The sequence below is a fragment of the Ectopseudomonas guguanensis genome, assembly GCF_900104265.1.
Taxonomy (GTDB): Bacteria; Pseudomonadota; Gammaproteobacteria; order Pseudomonadales; family Pseudomonadaceae; genus Aquipseudomonas; species Aquipseudomonas guguanensis.
The window spans coordinates 1-14,336 of record NZ_FNJJ01000016.1; the positions used below are offsets into that span (position 1 = coordinate 1).

General features: G+C 64.7%; 10 protein-coding genes. 6 read left to right on the top strand and 4 right to left on the bottom strand.

The features are described from left to right. Positions 1-333: 333 nt before the first annotated feature. Positions 334-3,822, bottom strand: a complete 3,489-nt coding sequence (locus BLS61_RS20575; RefSeq protein ID WP_090434039.1) for a hybrid sensor histidine kinase/response regulator — start codon at positions 3,820-3,822, stop codon at positions 334-336. Positions 3,823-4,010: 188 nt separating this feature from the next. On the opposite strand from BLS61_RS20575, the gene BLS61_RS20580 reads away from it, so the two are divergent. Both BLS61_RS20580 and BLS61_RS20585 read left to right on the top strand, forming a co-directional pair. Further along, positions 4,011-4,580, top strand: a complete 570-nt coding sequence (locus tag BLS61_RS20580; RefSeq protein ID WP_090434041.1) for a GNAT family N-acetyltransferase — start codon at positions 4,011-4,013, stop codon at positions 4,578-4,580. 3 nt (positions 4,581-4,583) lie between these two features. Further along, positions 4,584-5,420 carry a helix-turn-helix transcriptional regulator gene (locus tag BLS61_RS20585; RefSeq protein ID WP_090434043.1) on the top strand — a complete coding sequence of 279 codons (837 nt, stop codon included), beginning with the start codon at positions 4,584-4,586 and terminating at the stop codon, positions 5,418-5,420. Positions 5,421-6,166: 746 nt separating this feature from the next. Here the strand turns inward: BLS61_RS20585 and BLS61_RS20595 are convergent. After that, positions 6,167-7,501 (bottom strand): imelysin family protein, encoded by a 1,335-nt coding sequence (locus BLS61_RS20595; protein ID WP_090434046.1) that lies wholly within the window; start codon positions 7,499-7,501, stop codon positions 6,167-6,169. A gap of 189 nt (positions 7,502-7,690) precedes the next feature. Between BLS61_RS20595 and BLS61_RS20600 the strand changes: the two genes are divergently transcribed. Next, on the top strand, positions 7,691-8,263 hold the full coding sequence (locus BLS61_RS20600; protein ID WP_090434048.1) for a LemA family protein: 573 nt from the start codon (positions 7,691-7,693) through the stop codon (positions 8,261-8,263). A gap of 1 nt (position 8,264) precedes the next feature. Then, positions 8,265-9,170 carry a GIDE domain-containing protein gene (locus tag BLS61_RS20605; protein ID WP_090434050.1) on the top strand — a complete coding sequence of 302 codons (906 nt, stop codon included), beginning with the start codon at positions 8,265-8,267 and terminating at the stop codon, positions 9,168-9,170. Between the two features lie 65 nt (positions 9,171-9,235). Here BLS61_RS20605 and BLS61_RS20610 read toward each other — a convergent pair whose 3' ends face one another. Further along, positions 9,236-11,290 (bottom strand): putative bifunctional diguanylate cyclase/phosphodiesterase, encoded by a 2,055-nt coding sequence (locus BLS61_RS20610; protein WP_090434052.1) that lies wholly within the window; start codon positions 11,288-11,290, stop codon positions 9,236-9,238. A 292-nt stretch (positions 11,291-11,582) separates the two neighbouring features. Between BLS61_RS20610 and BLS61_RS20615 the strand changes: the two genes are divergently transcribed. Together BLS61_RS20615 and BLS61_RS20620 are read left to right on the top strand one after the other, a co-directional pair. Further along, positions 11,583-12,878, top strand: a complete 1,296-nt coding sequence (locus BLS61_RS20615) for an ammonium transporter (RefSeq protein ID WP_090434054.1) — start codon at positions 11,583-11,585, stop codon at positions 12,876-12,878. 2 nt (positions 12,879-12,880) lie between these two features. Beyond that, a complete protein-coding gene (locus tag BLS61_RS20620) occupies positions 12,881-13,525 on the top strand; it encodes a hypothetical protein (RefSeq protein ID WP_090434056.1) in 645 nt (214 codons plus the stop codon). Between the two features lie 58 nt (positions 13,526-13,583). Here the strand turns inward: BLS61_RS20620 and BLS61_RS20625 are convergent, their stop codons facing one another. Then, positions 13,584-14,165, bottom strand: a complete 582-nt coding sequence (locus tag BLS61_RS20625) for a superoxide dismutase (protein WP_003462535.1) — start codon at positions 14,163-14,165, stop codon at positions 13,584-13,586. Positions 14,166-14,336 lie beyond the last annotated feature (171 nt).

Below are 14,336 nucleotides of genomic sequence, written 5' to 3' on the forward strand. Positions count from 1 at the left end.
CCTTCGAGGGACAGATACGCGGGTGTTGGCATGAGTGCTCTCCTTGCCTGGGTCATGGATCGTGATCGATCCGGGAGCCAGACCTATAGCGAGCGGCGTGCCAGGTATTAAAATTTCAACAAGATCAATAAGTTGAAGTGACCATCAAATCACTCGTGGTCATATTGAGCGGTGTCGCACAGATTGTTGCGCAAAAAGTTGCGCAGTGCTGCGCAAGTTTTTGCGCAGTGTCATGCAGGCCTTTGAGTGCTTGGCCTGTAGCGATATATCCACAGGCTTATCCACATTTTGCTGTGCAGGAAGTTGCGCAGTTGGGGCGATGCTTACTGGTGATCATCCCCGCAACACCAGATGTCGGCTGAGCAGCGCCCGCAAGGCCGCCGGCTTGACCGGTTTGGGCAGATAGTCGAGCCCTGCCGCATGCACCTCGGCCACCAGCTCCGGGCGGCCGTCGGCGCTGATCACCACGCCGGGCACCGGTTCGCCCAGACGCGTGCGTAGCCAGGCCATCAGTTCGGTGCCGGTTTCGCCCTCGTCGAGGTGGTAGTCCACCAGCGCCAGTTGCGGATGCACGTCTTCGCTGAGCAGGTGTTCGCATTCCAGGCGGTTGCGCGCTGTCCACACCTGGCAGCCCCAGCGCGACAGCAGGCTGTACATGCCGGTGAGGATGCTGTCCTCGTTGTCGATGCAGATCACCTGGGTGCCCTGTAAGGGCTGGCCATCGACTGCCGGCACGACTGGGCCTTGTGGCTTCGGTGCCGGTTTTCTCGCCAGCGGCACGCTGACGCTGAACACGCTGCCCTTGCCCGGCCAGGAGCGCACCTCCAGGCGATGGCCGAGCACGCGGCACAGGCCGTCGGCGATTGCCAGGCCCAGCCCTAAGCCTTTCTCGGCGCGGGTCTGGTGGCTGTCGAGGCGCTTGAATTCCTCGAAGATCACCTTGCGCTTGTCCTCGGGGATACCCATGCCGCGGTCCCAGACTTCCAGACGCAACTGCTCGCCCTCGCGGCGTACGCCCAGCACCACGCGGCCCTTGGCATAGCGGAAGGCGTTGGTCAGGAAGTTCTGCAACACCCGGCGCAGCAGCTTGATGTCGCTGTCGATCCATTGCCGGCTGCCGTGCACGCGCAGGTCGATGCCCTGCTCGGCAGCCAGCACGCCGAACTCGGCGGCAAGGGTGTCGAACAGGCTGGACAGGGCGAAGGGGTGGCGATCCGGGGTGATCCGGCCGTTCTCCAGGCGCGAGATATCCAGCAGGTCGGTGATCAGGTCCTCGGCCGAGCGTAGTGAGCTGTCCAGGTGCCGGACCAGCTCCTGTGCTTCGCTGGGCAGGGCGTCATCCTGATGTGCCAGCGCTGCGGAGAACAGGCGCGCGGCGTTGAGCGGCTGCATCAGGTCATGGCTGACGGCGGCGAGAAAGCGCGTCTTCGACTGGTTGGCGGCTTCGGCGTGGGCCTTGGCTTCGGTCAGCGCCTGGTTGAGCTTCGACAGTTCCCGGGTACGTTCGGCGACCCGCCGTTCCAGGCTCTCGTTGGCATCCTTGAGCGCGCGCTCGGCTTCGCGGAACTCGGTGATGTCGGTGAAGCTCATGACGAAGCCGCCGCCGGGCATGGGGTTGCCGATCAGCTCGATTACCCGGCCATTGGGGAACACGCGCTCGTAGCTGTGCGCGGTGCCCTGGCGCATCCAGTACAGGCGCTTGGCGACGTTCTCTTCGACGTCGCCACTGCCGAGCATGCCGCGCTCGGCGTTGAAGCGGATGATCTCGGCAATCGGCCGGCCGACGTAGATCAGCCCCTCGGGGTACTCGAACAATTCCAGGTAGCGGTGATTCCAGGCCACCAGGCGCAGGTTCTGGTCGACCACGCTGATACCCTGGGTGATGTTCTCGATCGCGCCCTGCAGCAGGGCGCGGTTGAACTGTAGCACCTCGCTGGCTTCGTCGACGATGCGCACCACGTCCTCGACCTGCATCTCGCGGCCTTCGATGGCCGCCTTGACCACCGCGCGGGTCGACGAGGCGCCGAGCACACCGGCCAGCAGGCGCTCGGTATGGGCGATCCATTCGCTGTTGGCCGGCTGGTTGGGGTCGAAGTCCTTGCCCTTGCCCTGACGCAGGGCGAAGCGGGCGAAGCTCTGCCGAGCGCGTTCCTCGCCGACGAAGCGGCTGGACAGCATCAGCAGATCGGCCACTTGCACCGCCAGCAGGCTGCGGTTGCTGGGCTTGGTGCCCAGGTCATGGCCGATGAAGCGCCCGGCCTGCCAGTGCTCCGACACCCGGGTGCGCGAGAACCAGGAAACCCAGGCGAACAGCAGCAGGTTGCCGGCCAGCGACATCACCACGCCGCGCGTCAGCGGGTCGACCTGCAGGCCGATGGGGGCGTAGAGCAGGGTGGTGAGCCCGGGGAAGCTCTCCAGCGACCAGCCCATGCCACGTGCCGCCAGCGGCAGCACCAGGGTGTAGAACCAGAGCATGGCGCCGACGATCAGGCCGGCGAACACACCGCGGCGGTTGGCCTGTTTCCACACCAGGGCACCGAACATCGCTGGCGCCAGCTGGCCGATGGCGGCGAACGACACCTGGCCGATGGTCGCCAGGCTGGCACCTTCGCCGAGCAGGCGATAGCAGACGTAGGCCAGCAGCAGGATCAGCACGATGCTGACCCGGCGCGCGGTGAGCATCCAGTGGCGGAAGGCTTCGAAGGGGCGTTCGGTGCTCTGCCGGCGCAGCAGCCAGGGCAGCAGCATGTCGTTGGAGATCATGGTCGACAAGGCAACGGATGCGACGATCACCATGCCGGTGGCGGCCGAGGCGCCGCCGATGAAGGCCAGCACCGCCAGGCCCGGATGCGCCTCGGCCAGCGGCAGGCTGATGACGAAGGAGTCCGGGGTGATGCCCGCCGGCAGCAGCATCTGCCCGGCCAGGGCGATGGGGACGACGAACAGCGCGGCCAGCATCAGGTAGGCGGGGAATACCCAGCGTGCCAGGCGCAGGTCCTTGGGCTCGGTGTTCTCCACCACGGTGACGTGGAACTGCCGTGGCAGGCAGACGATGGCGATCATCGCCATGCCGGTCTGCACCAGCAGGGCCGGCCAGTTCACCGCCTCGTTCCAGAAGGCGTCCAGCTCGGCGGTGTCGCGCGCCTGGTGCAGCAGGTCGTTGAAACCGTCGAACAGGCCGAAGGTGACGAAGGCGCCCACGGACAGGAAGGCCAGCAGCTTGACCAGCGATTCGAAGGCGATCGCCAGCACCATGCCGCGGTGGTGCTCGGTGACGTCGAGGTTGCGCGTACCGAACAGAATGGTGAACAGCGCCAGGGCCAGCGACACGATCAGCGCCGTGTCCTGAGCGCTGGTGCCGATGGTCTGCGGGTCGATGCCGATCAGCAGGTTGACGCCGAGCACGATGCCCTTGAGCTGCAGGGCGATATAGGGCAGCACGCCGACCAGGCAGATCAGCGCGACGACTATGGCCAGCGATTGCGACTTGCCGTAGCGCGCGGCGATGAAGTCGGCGATCGAGGTGATGTTCTCCTGCTTGCTGATCATCACCATCTTCTGCAGCACCCAGGGCATGGTCAGCAGCAGGATGGTCGGACCTAGATAGATAGGCAGGAACGACCACAGTTGCTCGGCGGCCTGGCCGACGGCACCGAAGAAGGTCCAGCTGGTGCAGTACACCGCCAGCGACAGTGAATATACCCAGGCACGGACTTTCGACGGCAAGGGCGTGTTGCGCCGGTCGCCATAGAAGGCTATGGCAAACAGAATGGCCATGTAGATCAAGGCGACCGCGGCGATCAGCCCGGGGGACAGCGACATGCAGACTCCGAAAACACCCAGTGGAACGAAATGAGGCGAGGCGATACTGATCAGTGTTGCACAAAGCCCGAGTCTGTCGGCTGCGACCAAGGTCGCAGCCGAGCAGGCGAGCTTTGCGACGGGACTCGATTGTGCCGCAAGCGCCGGGCTGATAGCGTGGTCGGCTCGCAACCGCGCCAGGAGAAAGCATGTTCAAACCGCAATTGGTCACGCTGCAGCGAGGTGCCCTGCGCCTGGAGCCACTGGCCGATGCCGACATTCCGGCCCTGGTCGCGCTGGCCGAGGCCAACCGTGACGAGCTGCTGTACATGAGCGGTACCCAGCGTCTGGACTGGTATCGCAGTGCGCTGGCCGAACTGCGCGAGCAACGCGCACTGCCGTTCGCCGTTCGCCTCGGCGACCAACTGGTCGGCACCACGCGCTTCGGCGATTTCATGAACAGCCTGCCGGCCTGCGAGATCGGCTGGACCTGGCTCGATCGCGCCCAGCATGGCAGCGGCCTGAACGCCACCATCAAGTACCTGATGCTCAGGCATGCCTTCGACAGCTGGGGCATGGTGCGCGTGCAACTGAAAACCGCCGCCAGCAACCTGCGCTCGCAACGCGCCATCGAGAAACTCGGCGCCGTGCGTGAGGGCCTGTTGCGTAACCACAGGCGCCTGGCTGACGGTCGTCTCGACGACACCGTGCTGTACAGCATCACCGACCAGGAATGGCCGGCGCTGCGCGAGGCGATGGAGGCGCGCTTCGGCGGCTGAACCATGCGGCCACTGACGGCAAGCGAACGCGCGCGGTTCAGCGCCAGTGACGATCTGCACGGGCTCGAGCTGCTGTCCGCGCGCTTCATCGAGCACCGTTTCGCCCCGCACGTGCATGACGGCCATGTGATCGCCGTGCTCGAAGCCGGCGCCGAGCGCTATCGCTATCGCGGCGTCGACCACCTGGCGGGCGCCGGCAGCATCGCCTTGCTCAATCCGGACGAGGTACACACCGGCTCCAAGGGTGTCGAGCAGGGCTGGCAGTACCGGGTGTTCTACCCCCAGCCCGGTACATTCGAAGCGCTGCTGGCCGAACTCGAACTGCCGTCGGCATCGCCGATGTTTCACGACAGCGTGCATCACGACCCGCTGCTGGCGGCGCGCCTGAGCGCGCTGCATCGTCTGCTTGAGGATCCGTACAGCGAGGCGCTGCACCGCCAGACCCTGTGGCGTGAGGCAATGCTCGAGCTGCTGCAGCGTTACGCGCGCCTGCCGGCGCCGCGTGGCGTCGGCCAGGAGTCTCGGGCAGTGGCGATGGCCAAGGAGCTGCTGGCCAGCCAGTTGAGCGAACCGCCTTCGCTGGAAGAACTGGCGGCGGCGGTCAATCTTTCGCCTTTTCACTTCACCCGGGTGTTCCGTCGAGCGACAGGGCTGCCGCCGCATGCCTGGCTCAGGCAGCGCCGCCTGGAGCAGGCGCGGGCGCTGCTCAGAAGCGGCTGTGCGGCCATCAGCGTCGCCATGCAGCTGGGCTTTGCCGACCAGAGCCATCTGTCGCGGCAATTCAAGCAGGCCTATGGCGTCAGCCCCGGCGAATACCGCGCCGCGGTGGCGCGTATGTAGGGTGCGCCGCGCGCACCGGGGGCACTGCCGCGGTTGCTGATGCGCACGCAATAAAAAGGTTCTTCGCATAGTTTGGGGAAAATGCGGGGCGACACCGGACTGGCAATAACGTGTTAGCTGTCGATGACTTGGCACTATCCCTTAGCGTGTCGTCTGATCTGATGGGTTTCGCCCCTTACGGGCGACTCACTTTCTTTGCTTGTGCAAAGAAAGTAAGCAAAGAAACACACCCCTGCATCCGGCCCCGGCTACGCCGGGGTTCCCTCGCTCCATCACCGCTCCAGGGGCACGCCGTGAAGGGCCATCCCTGGCCCATCACGGCTCTCGCGACATCCATGTCGCTCAACCCCTTCCACGGTGATTCCACTCGGCCTCCTGAAGGGGACTTGGGCGTCGTCTGTGACGATCGCGCTTCAAGAGCAAAAGCCAAACGCTACCGACTTTGATCTTCCTGAGATTTCGCAGGCTAACGCCCCTCCCCCGGCGGCGCACCGGAGCATGGGGAGTTTCGCGCAGCGAACCCCGAATGCAGGCTAATGCCGATCAGATAAGGTTGCCAAAGCGGCCTTTCGTAGGAGCCCCGCCTCGGGGCGAAGCTTTCAATGGATAGTGCTCAGCCCGTGAGCGATACGCACACAAACTTGCCAGTCCGGTGTCAAGCGCATCTTCCCCGCGAGAACGCGAAGAACCATAAAAAAGCCGGCGCTCCTTAGCGGGGCGCCGGCTTTTTCAGCAGGCTGCGTCGATCAGAATTGGTGATCGGCGGTGTCCGGGTTCAGGTCGCTGATACCCAGCTTGGCGGCGGCCTGCTCGATGGCGCCGGTCTGCTTGACCAGGGCGGCGATGGCGTCACGCACCAGTTGCTGGCCTTCGGCGTTGTCGGCCGCGATCAGTTGGTCGAAGTGCACGTTGTTCTTCTCGGCGCTGTCGACCAGGGCCTGCAGCCTGGCTTCGGTTTCCTGCAGGTCGGCCTTGAGCGTGGCATCGGCCTGGGCATCGACCTTGGCCACCAGCTCGGACAGGCTCGGGCCGCTCAGGGTGCTGCCGTCGACCTTTTTGTACTCGCCCAAGTAGACGTTGCGAATGCCCTTGCCATTGTAGAAATGCGAGTTGTGGGTGTTGTCGCTGAAGCAGTCGTGCTCGTCTTCGGTGGAGTTTGCCTCCAGCGCCACCTTCATGCGCTCGCCGGCCAGCTCGCCGAGCGACAGGCTACCCATGCCGAACAGCATCTTGCGCAGGCCGTTCTCGGCCGAGTCGGCGACCAGCTCGCTGCGATAGTTGTCTTCGACGCCGTCCTTCCACTGCTCGACCATGTCGTTGAGGTCGCTGACCAGCAGGTCGGCGGCGGCTTTCAGGTAGGTGCGGCGGCGCTCGTTGTGGCCGCCAGTGGCGCCTTCACCCACCAGGTAGTCGGTGTAGGGACGCTCGCCAGCGCCCGGCTCGGTGCCGTTGAGGTCCTGGCCCCAGAGGAGGAATTCGATGGCGTGGTAGCCGGTGGCGACGTTGGCTTCGGAGCCGCCCAGCTCGTTCAGGCTGGCCAGCAGCTCGCCGGTGATCTCGGAAACGTCGATCTTGTCTTCACCGACCTGGATCTCGGTGTTGGCGATGATGTTGGCCTGGGCGCCCGGGTTGCCCAGTGCGTGCTGGTAGTCCTCGGCGACGTAGTCGATCAGGCCTTCGTCCAGCGGCCAGGCGTTGAGTTGGCCTTCCCACTCGTCCACCACCGGGTTGCCGAAGCGGAACACCTCGGTCTGCATGTACGGCACGCGCGCGGCCAGCCAGGCGTCGCGGGCGGCTTTCAGAGTCGCCTCGCTGGGATCGGCGAGTAGGGCATCGACTGCGCTCTGCAGGGCCTGGCCGGTGCTGGCGGCGTCGCTGAACACGGCCAGGGCGAGGTCGGCGTAATGATTGACCACGGCCTTCGCCGCTGCCTCGTCGACCTTCGCCGCAGTGGCCGGAGCCGCGCTCTCGGTGGCGGCGGGCGTTGCCGCCTGGGTTGCGGGGGCTTTGTCTTCGCCGCAGCCAGCGAGGGAAATGGCGATGGCCAGCAGACTGGCGGAGGCCAGGGGCATACGAATCATGGCGGGGTCCTTTGCATGTGCGAATGTGGACGGTACGCAGGAGTACCTGAAAAACCGCGACATAATGCAAATGTTTCCCATTATGTGTAAAGGCCATTATGCGTCGTTGTGCGGGATATCGCTGCCGGGCCATCTGGTTGCCGTTAGAATGCCAGCACCCGATTCGCAGTTCTGCCTGGAGAAAACTGCATGAGCCTGACCGCCGTGATCGTCATCGTTGTTCTCGTTCTGCTTGGCGCCTATGCGGTGTCCCTGTACAACGGCCTGGTGCGCCTCAAGCATGGGGTGAGCAAGGCCTGGTCGAACATCGACGTGCTGCTCAAGCAGCGCCACGATGAACTGCCCAAGCTGGTGGAAACCTGCAAGCAGTACATGCAGCACGAGCGCACCACGCTGGAGCGAGTGATCGCCGCCCGCAGCGCCGTGGCCAGCGCCCGCGAGCAGCATGACGTGGGTGCCCTGGGCAAGGCCGAGAGCGGCCTGCGTGCCGGCCTCGGTCAGTTGTTCGCGCTGGCCGAGAACTACCCCGAGCTCAAGGCCAACGACAGCTTCCAGCACCTGCAGCAGCGCATCAGCGGTCTGGAGAACGGCATCGCCGACCGCCGCGAGCTGTACAACGAGGCCGTCAATCTCAACAACGTGCGCATCGAGCAGTTCCCCGACGTGATCCTCGCGCGCCTGTTCAATTTCCAGGCCGCCGAGCTGCTGGTGTTCAGCGATGCAGAGAAGTCGGACGTGAACCTGAAGTCGCTGTTCAACTGAAATGATGCAAAGCGACCCCATCGGCTTCTTCCTGGCCCTGTCATTCGCCCTCGGCGCATTCCTGGGCGGCGGCTGGTGGTGTCTGCGGCGCCGGTCGCAGGCGCGCCACCTGCTCGATACGCCCACCTCGAAGATCCGCTCGGCGGCGCAGGGCTACGTCGAACTCTACGGTGTGCTCGAGGCGCTGCCGGACATGCAGATTCGCGGGCCGTTGACCGGCAAGCCTTGCGTCTGGTGGCGCTTTCGCATCGAGGAATACCGCTCCAGCGGCAAGAAGCGCAACTGGCGGGTGATCGAGAGCGGCGCCAGTGACGCCTGGCTGCGCCTGGCCGACGGCACCGGCCAATGCCTGATCGACCCGCGCGGTGCCGAGATCAGGGCAGCGGTGCGCGAGGTCTGGGAGGGCAGCCAGCGCCACCCGCTGGGGCCGGCCAAGACCGGCTTGCTCAGCTTTCTCGGCGGCGGCCAGCGCTATCGCTACAGCGAGGAGCGCTTCCATGTTGGCCAGCCGCTGTATGCCATCGGCGATTTCCGCACCTTGGGTGCGTCGCAGCAGGGCTTCGACAGGCACGCCGCTCAGGGCGAGGTGATCCGTGAGTGGAAGGGCGATTACGCGGGCCTGCTGCGACGCTTCGACAGCGACGGCAACGGTGAGCTCGACGAGCAGGAATGGAATCGCGTGCGTCTGGCGGCGCAGCTGGAAGCCGAGGATCGGCACCGGCACAAGGCCGCCGAGCCGGCGTGGCATCAGATGGGCAAGCCCGCTGAGCGCCAGCCGTTCATCCTCTCCAACAGCGGAGAGGATGAACTGGCCCGCCACTTCTACTGGCAGGCTGCCGCGGGTGCCGTGCTTTGTGTGGCCGGCGCCGTGGCCACGGCCTGGTTGCTGGGCGTGCAGCACTGGTGAAGTGCTGGCTCTTCGCGCAAACAAGAACGCCGCGAGAAATCGCGGCGTTTTTCTTGGTACAGGGTTCAGAGCGTCGCAGCTGAACTCAGACGCCTTGCCTGCTTGAGGAACAGGGTCAGTTCGCGTGCCGGCAGCGGCTTGCTGTACAGGTAGCCCTGACCTTCGTGGCAGCCCTGGGCGATGATGTAGGCCTCCTGCTCGGCGGTCTCCACGCCCTCGGCGATGACCTGCATGCCCAGGCTCTTGCCCAGCTGGATGATGGCGCGAACGATGGTCGCATCGTCTTCGTCTTCGAGCAGGTCCTGCACGAAGCTCTTGTCGATCTTGATCTTGTCCAACGGCAGGCTCTTCAGGTAGCTCAGCGACGAATAGCCGGTACCGAAGTCGTCGATGGCGATCAGCGCGCCGGAGCGGCGCAGGCTGAGCAGGTGCTGGGCGGCGGTGCTGATGTCCTCCATCAGGCCGGTTTCGGTGACTTCCAGCTCCAGGCTTCTGGGCGGCAGGCGATAGACCTGCATCAGGTTGTTGACCACTCGAGGCAGCTCGGCGTGATGCAACTGCACGGTGGACAGGTTGATGGCCATGCGCAGGTCGCTGAAACCCTGATCGTGCCATTCGCGCAACTGGCGGCAGGTCTGGTCGAGAATCCACTCGCCGATGGGGATGATGGTGCCGTTCTGCTCGGCCAGCGGGATGAACAGGTCGGGCGCGACGAAGCCGTGCTGCGGGTGCTGCCAGCGCAGCAGCGCCTCGACGCCGACCACGCGGTGGTCGCGATAGTCCACCTGCGGCTGATAGACCAGGTGCAGCTGGTTCTGCGCCAGGGCATCGCGCAGGTCCTTCTCCAGCTCACGGCGGCGGCGCATCTCGCTGTCGACGCTGGCGATGTAGAACTGGTAGCGGTTGCGCGAGCGGCTCTTGGCCAGGGTCATGGTCTGTTCGGCTTTTTGCAGCAGCTTCTCGGTGCTGTCGCCGTCTTCGGGGAACAGGGTGATGCCGATGGTGGCACGCAGGCGCACTTCATGCTGGTCGAGCAAAAAGGGCAGTTCCAGATCGTCGAGTACGCTCTGCGCCAGCTCGGCGGCTTCGTAGGGTTGCTCGATGTCGGCCTGAACCAGGGCGAACTGGTCGCCACCCAGTCGGGCCAGGGCGCCGAGGCGACCGCTGTGGCTGCGCAGGCGGTCGGACAGTGCCAGCAGCAGCTGGTCGCCGCTCTGGTAGCTGAACTGCTCGTTGATGCCCTTGAAGTCGTCGAGGCCGACGCACAGCACGGCGACGCGGCGCTGCAGGCGGCCGGCGTCTTCGAGAATCTGGTCGAGCTGCTGCTGCAGTTGCTGGCGGTTGGGCAGTCCGGTGAGGAAGTCGTACTGGGCCATGCGCAGCAGGCTGTTCTCGGCTTCGCGGCGCAGGTGGGTATTGCGTTCGATGGAGGCCAGCAACTGGTTGGCGGTGTTGATCCACAGGCCCAGCTCGTTCTTCTCGTTGCCCTTGAGCATGGGCAGCTTGTGTTCGCTGGGACGGTCGGGATTGATGTTGGTGAGGTGTTCGATGATCTTCGACAGCGGCTTGGTCAGCAGCCAGTGGTAGACCAGATAGAGCACCAGGCCCATGGCCATGGCACGCAGCACGCCGGATATGAAGATGATCACCGAATTGGTGACGAAACTCTCGCCGTAGTGCGCGGTGTCGAGGGTGATGTTGAGGTCGCCGTAATACTCGCTGTAGGGGCCACGGCCGACCAGCTTGGTGGCGAACTGCTGTTCCTGGCCGAGGATCGGGTCGGTCAGCCAGCGCGTGGGCATCTGCGCCAGATCGCGCGAGCGTTCGGCGAGCATCGGTTCGTTGGGGTGGCCGATGGAGGCGTAGCGTACCGACTCGTGCTGGAACAGGCCCTCGATCACCTGCATGCCCATTTCGCGGTCCAGGCTGTAGACCGCCTGGGTCGAGGGATCACGGAACATGCCGAGAATGCGATGGGCGTCGTTGGCCACGGCCTGCCGGGTCTTGTAGGCGTCGAACACAATCTGCGCGCAACTCAAGACCACCCCGACTACGAATGCCGACAGCAGCACCACGCGGAGCAATTTGAGCGACAAGCTGTTTTTCAATTCCAGCTTCAAAGGCCATTCCTTATGTCGATGCTTACAGCGTCAGTCAGACGAGAGTATTGGCAATCTAGCCCTGGCCGTCAAAGGGCCATCATGACCGGTGGCACTATTTATCCCACAAGGAACGCTCCTGGTGCGAGTCGGCACCAAAGCGCCGCTCCACTGCTCTGTGTCGGTGCGGTTGCGCCGGACTTGAGCGCCTTTGGTCAACTCGACCATTCGTCGCCATGACGCCCCGCAGCGCCTGCTTCGCCTCTGGCACAAGAGTTGCGAAGGCCGGGCATCGACCAGGAGGGGACTCGTGATGAAAACGCTCATGCTGTTGCTCGTCGCTGTCAGTTTTACCCCACAGGCCCATGCCGCCAGCGAGGAGGCTGCGAACACGGCCTGGCTGGTCTTGGCCAGCGTGCTGGTGTTCTTCATGCAGGCGGGTTTCGCTCTGCTGGAAAGCGGCATGTCGCGGGCCAAGAATGCCGTCAACGTGATGATGAAGAACTACATGGATTGCTGCGTGGGCGGCATCGTCTTCTGGCTGCTGGGCTTCGGCCTGATGTTCGGCGCCAACCTCACCGGCTGGTACGGCATGAGCCACTTCGCACCGAACGATGGCGAGCCCTGGGATCACACCTTCCTGCTGTTCCAGATGATGTTCGCCGCCACGGCTGCGACCATCGCCAGTGGCGCGATGGCCGAACGCACACGCTATGGCGCCTACCTGATCGGCGCGGTGCTGATCAGCGGTGTGATCTATCCGATATTCGGCAGCTGGGTGTGGGGTGGCCTGTATGGCGGCCAGGGCTGGCTGGCCAGGCTGGGGTTCATCGATTTCGCCGGCTCGACCGTGGTGCACAGCATCGGTGCCTGGTGCGCGCTGGCGGGGATCCTGGTCCTTGGCCCGCGTCTCGGTCGCTTTGCGGCGGACGGTTCGCCGCGCCTGATTCCAGGGCACAACCTCGGTCTGGTGGCGCTGGGCGGCTTCATCCTCTGGGTCGGCTGGTTCGGTTTCAACGCCGGCAGCAATCTGGAGGTCAGCAGCAGCCTCGGGCTGATCGCCCTGAATACCCATCTGGCTGCGGTCGCCGGCGCGCTCGGTGCATTGCTGGCGCAACGCAGCACCGCCAGCCCGGTGCTGCTGACCACGACGGTGAATGGCTCGATCGGCGGGCTTGTCGGCATCACTGCCGGTTGTGCCAGCATGGCGCCGGGGTTCGCCCTGCTCAGCGGTCTCATTGCCGGTTTCGTCGTGGTCTACGGCATGCGTCTGCTCGATTACCTGCGCCTGGACGACGTCGTCGGGGCGATTCCCGTGCATGGCTTTGCCGGCGTCTGGGGCACGCTGGCGGCAGGGCTGTTCTACCAGGGCGATCCGTTCAACTGGGAGCGGGTCGCAGTGCAGGCACTGGGCGCTGCCGCCGCCTTCCTCTGGGCCTTCCCGCTCGCCCTGGTGCTCTACTTCCTGCTGGCCAGGACCATGGGGCTGCGGGTCTCGACCCAGCACGAACAGCGCGGGCTGGATTTCGCCGAGCATGCCGAGGTCGGTTATCCCGAGTTCAACCTGACGCAGACCTTCGACACCGAGCAATGGTCGAGGAGGGGCTGACGATGAGATTGAGTCTGCGCCGTCGCGCGATCTACACCGGTCTGGCCGGGCACTTCTCGGACGAGGAGGTGTGGCCGTTGCTGGCGCTGTGGGAAAGCAAGTATGCGGAGCAACCGCCGTTCGCCCTCAATGAATTCCTTGCCGAGGTGGTGCTGCGAACCGAGCGCAAGGTCGAACGGGCACGCCTGTATCGTGAACTGGTGGGCGCCCTCACGGGGGCGCCTTCGCAATTGTTGCCGGACCCGGAAGAACAGTTGGCCGCCTGGCGGCAGGGGCGCAATGAGGCGGTACGGCAGGTCGCGACCCCGGACAGCGCCGCGCAAACGACTTTCCTGGCGCTGAACCAGGCTTTGCTGGCGCAACTCGATGGCGCGCAGCAGAGCGCGTTGAGACATTTTGCCGCCGGCAACCTGTCCGGCATGGGGGTGAGCGCCGAGGTGTCGACGCGTCTGCGCATCTGGTGCGAGCAGGGTGCTGGCGACGGCATTGCCAGTCTCGGGCTGGAGCAGCTGCGCAAGCTGCTGAACCTGCTCTATATCGGCCTTTGCGAGTTTCTCGGGCCGGTGCGTGCCGACCGTATCCTGAGCCAGGCGGTCAGCCGGGTGGAGCAGCAGGGGGTGGCGTTTTCACCGCGCCGATTGCTCTAACCGCGCAAACGAAAAACCCGGCCGCAGGGGCCGGGTTTTCGTATTACGGGGCTTGCACTCAGGCCGCGTAGTTCTGGGCGACGAAGTCCCAGTTGACCAGGTTCCAGAACGCCTCGACGTACTTCGGACGCAGGTTGCGGTAGTCGATGTAGTAGGCGTGTTCCCAGACGTCGCAGGTCAGCAGCGGGGTGTCACCGGAAGTCAGCGGGCAGCCGGCGCCGATGGTGCTGGCCAGGGCCAGGGAGCCGTCAGCCTTCTTCACCAGCCAGCCCCAGCCGGAACCGAAGGTGCCGATGGAAACCTTGCTGAATTCTTCCTTGAACTTGTCGAAGGAACCGAAGGCGGCGTTGATGGCGTCAGCCAGGGCGCCGGTGGGCTGGCCACCGCCGTTGGGCGACAGGCAGTTCCAGTAGAAGGTGTGGTTCCACACCTGAGCGGCGTTGTTGAAGATGCCGCCCGAGGAGGTCTTGACGATCTCTTCCAGGCTCTTGCCTTCGAACTCGGTGCCCGGCACCAGGTTGTTCAGGTTCACGACATAGGTGTTGTGGTGCTTGTCGTGGTGGAACTCGAGGGTCTCGGCGGAAATGTGCGGCTCGAGGGCATTCTTTTCGTAAGGCAGCGGCGGCAATTCAAAAGCCATGGTCTATCTCCTACTCAGGTCGTGTGCGATATGCGCCAGGCCGATCACGGGCGGCCCGTGGAGGGTGTTCACAAGCGCTGTGCTGCTGCCTTGCGAACACCACTCTGAGCGGCGTCGAGTTTGTACTCCTTGCGCCGCAGACTCCGGATCATAGCACCCGGTCACGGCCAT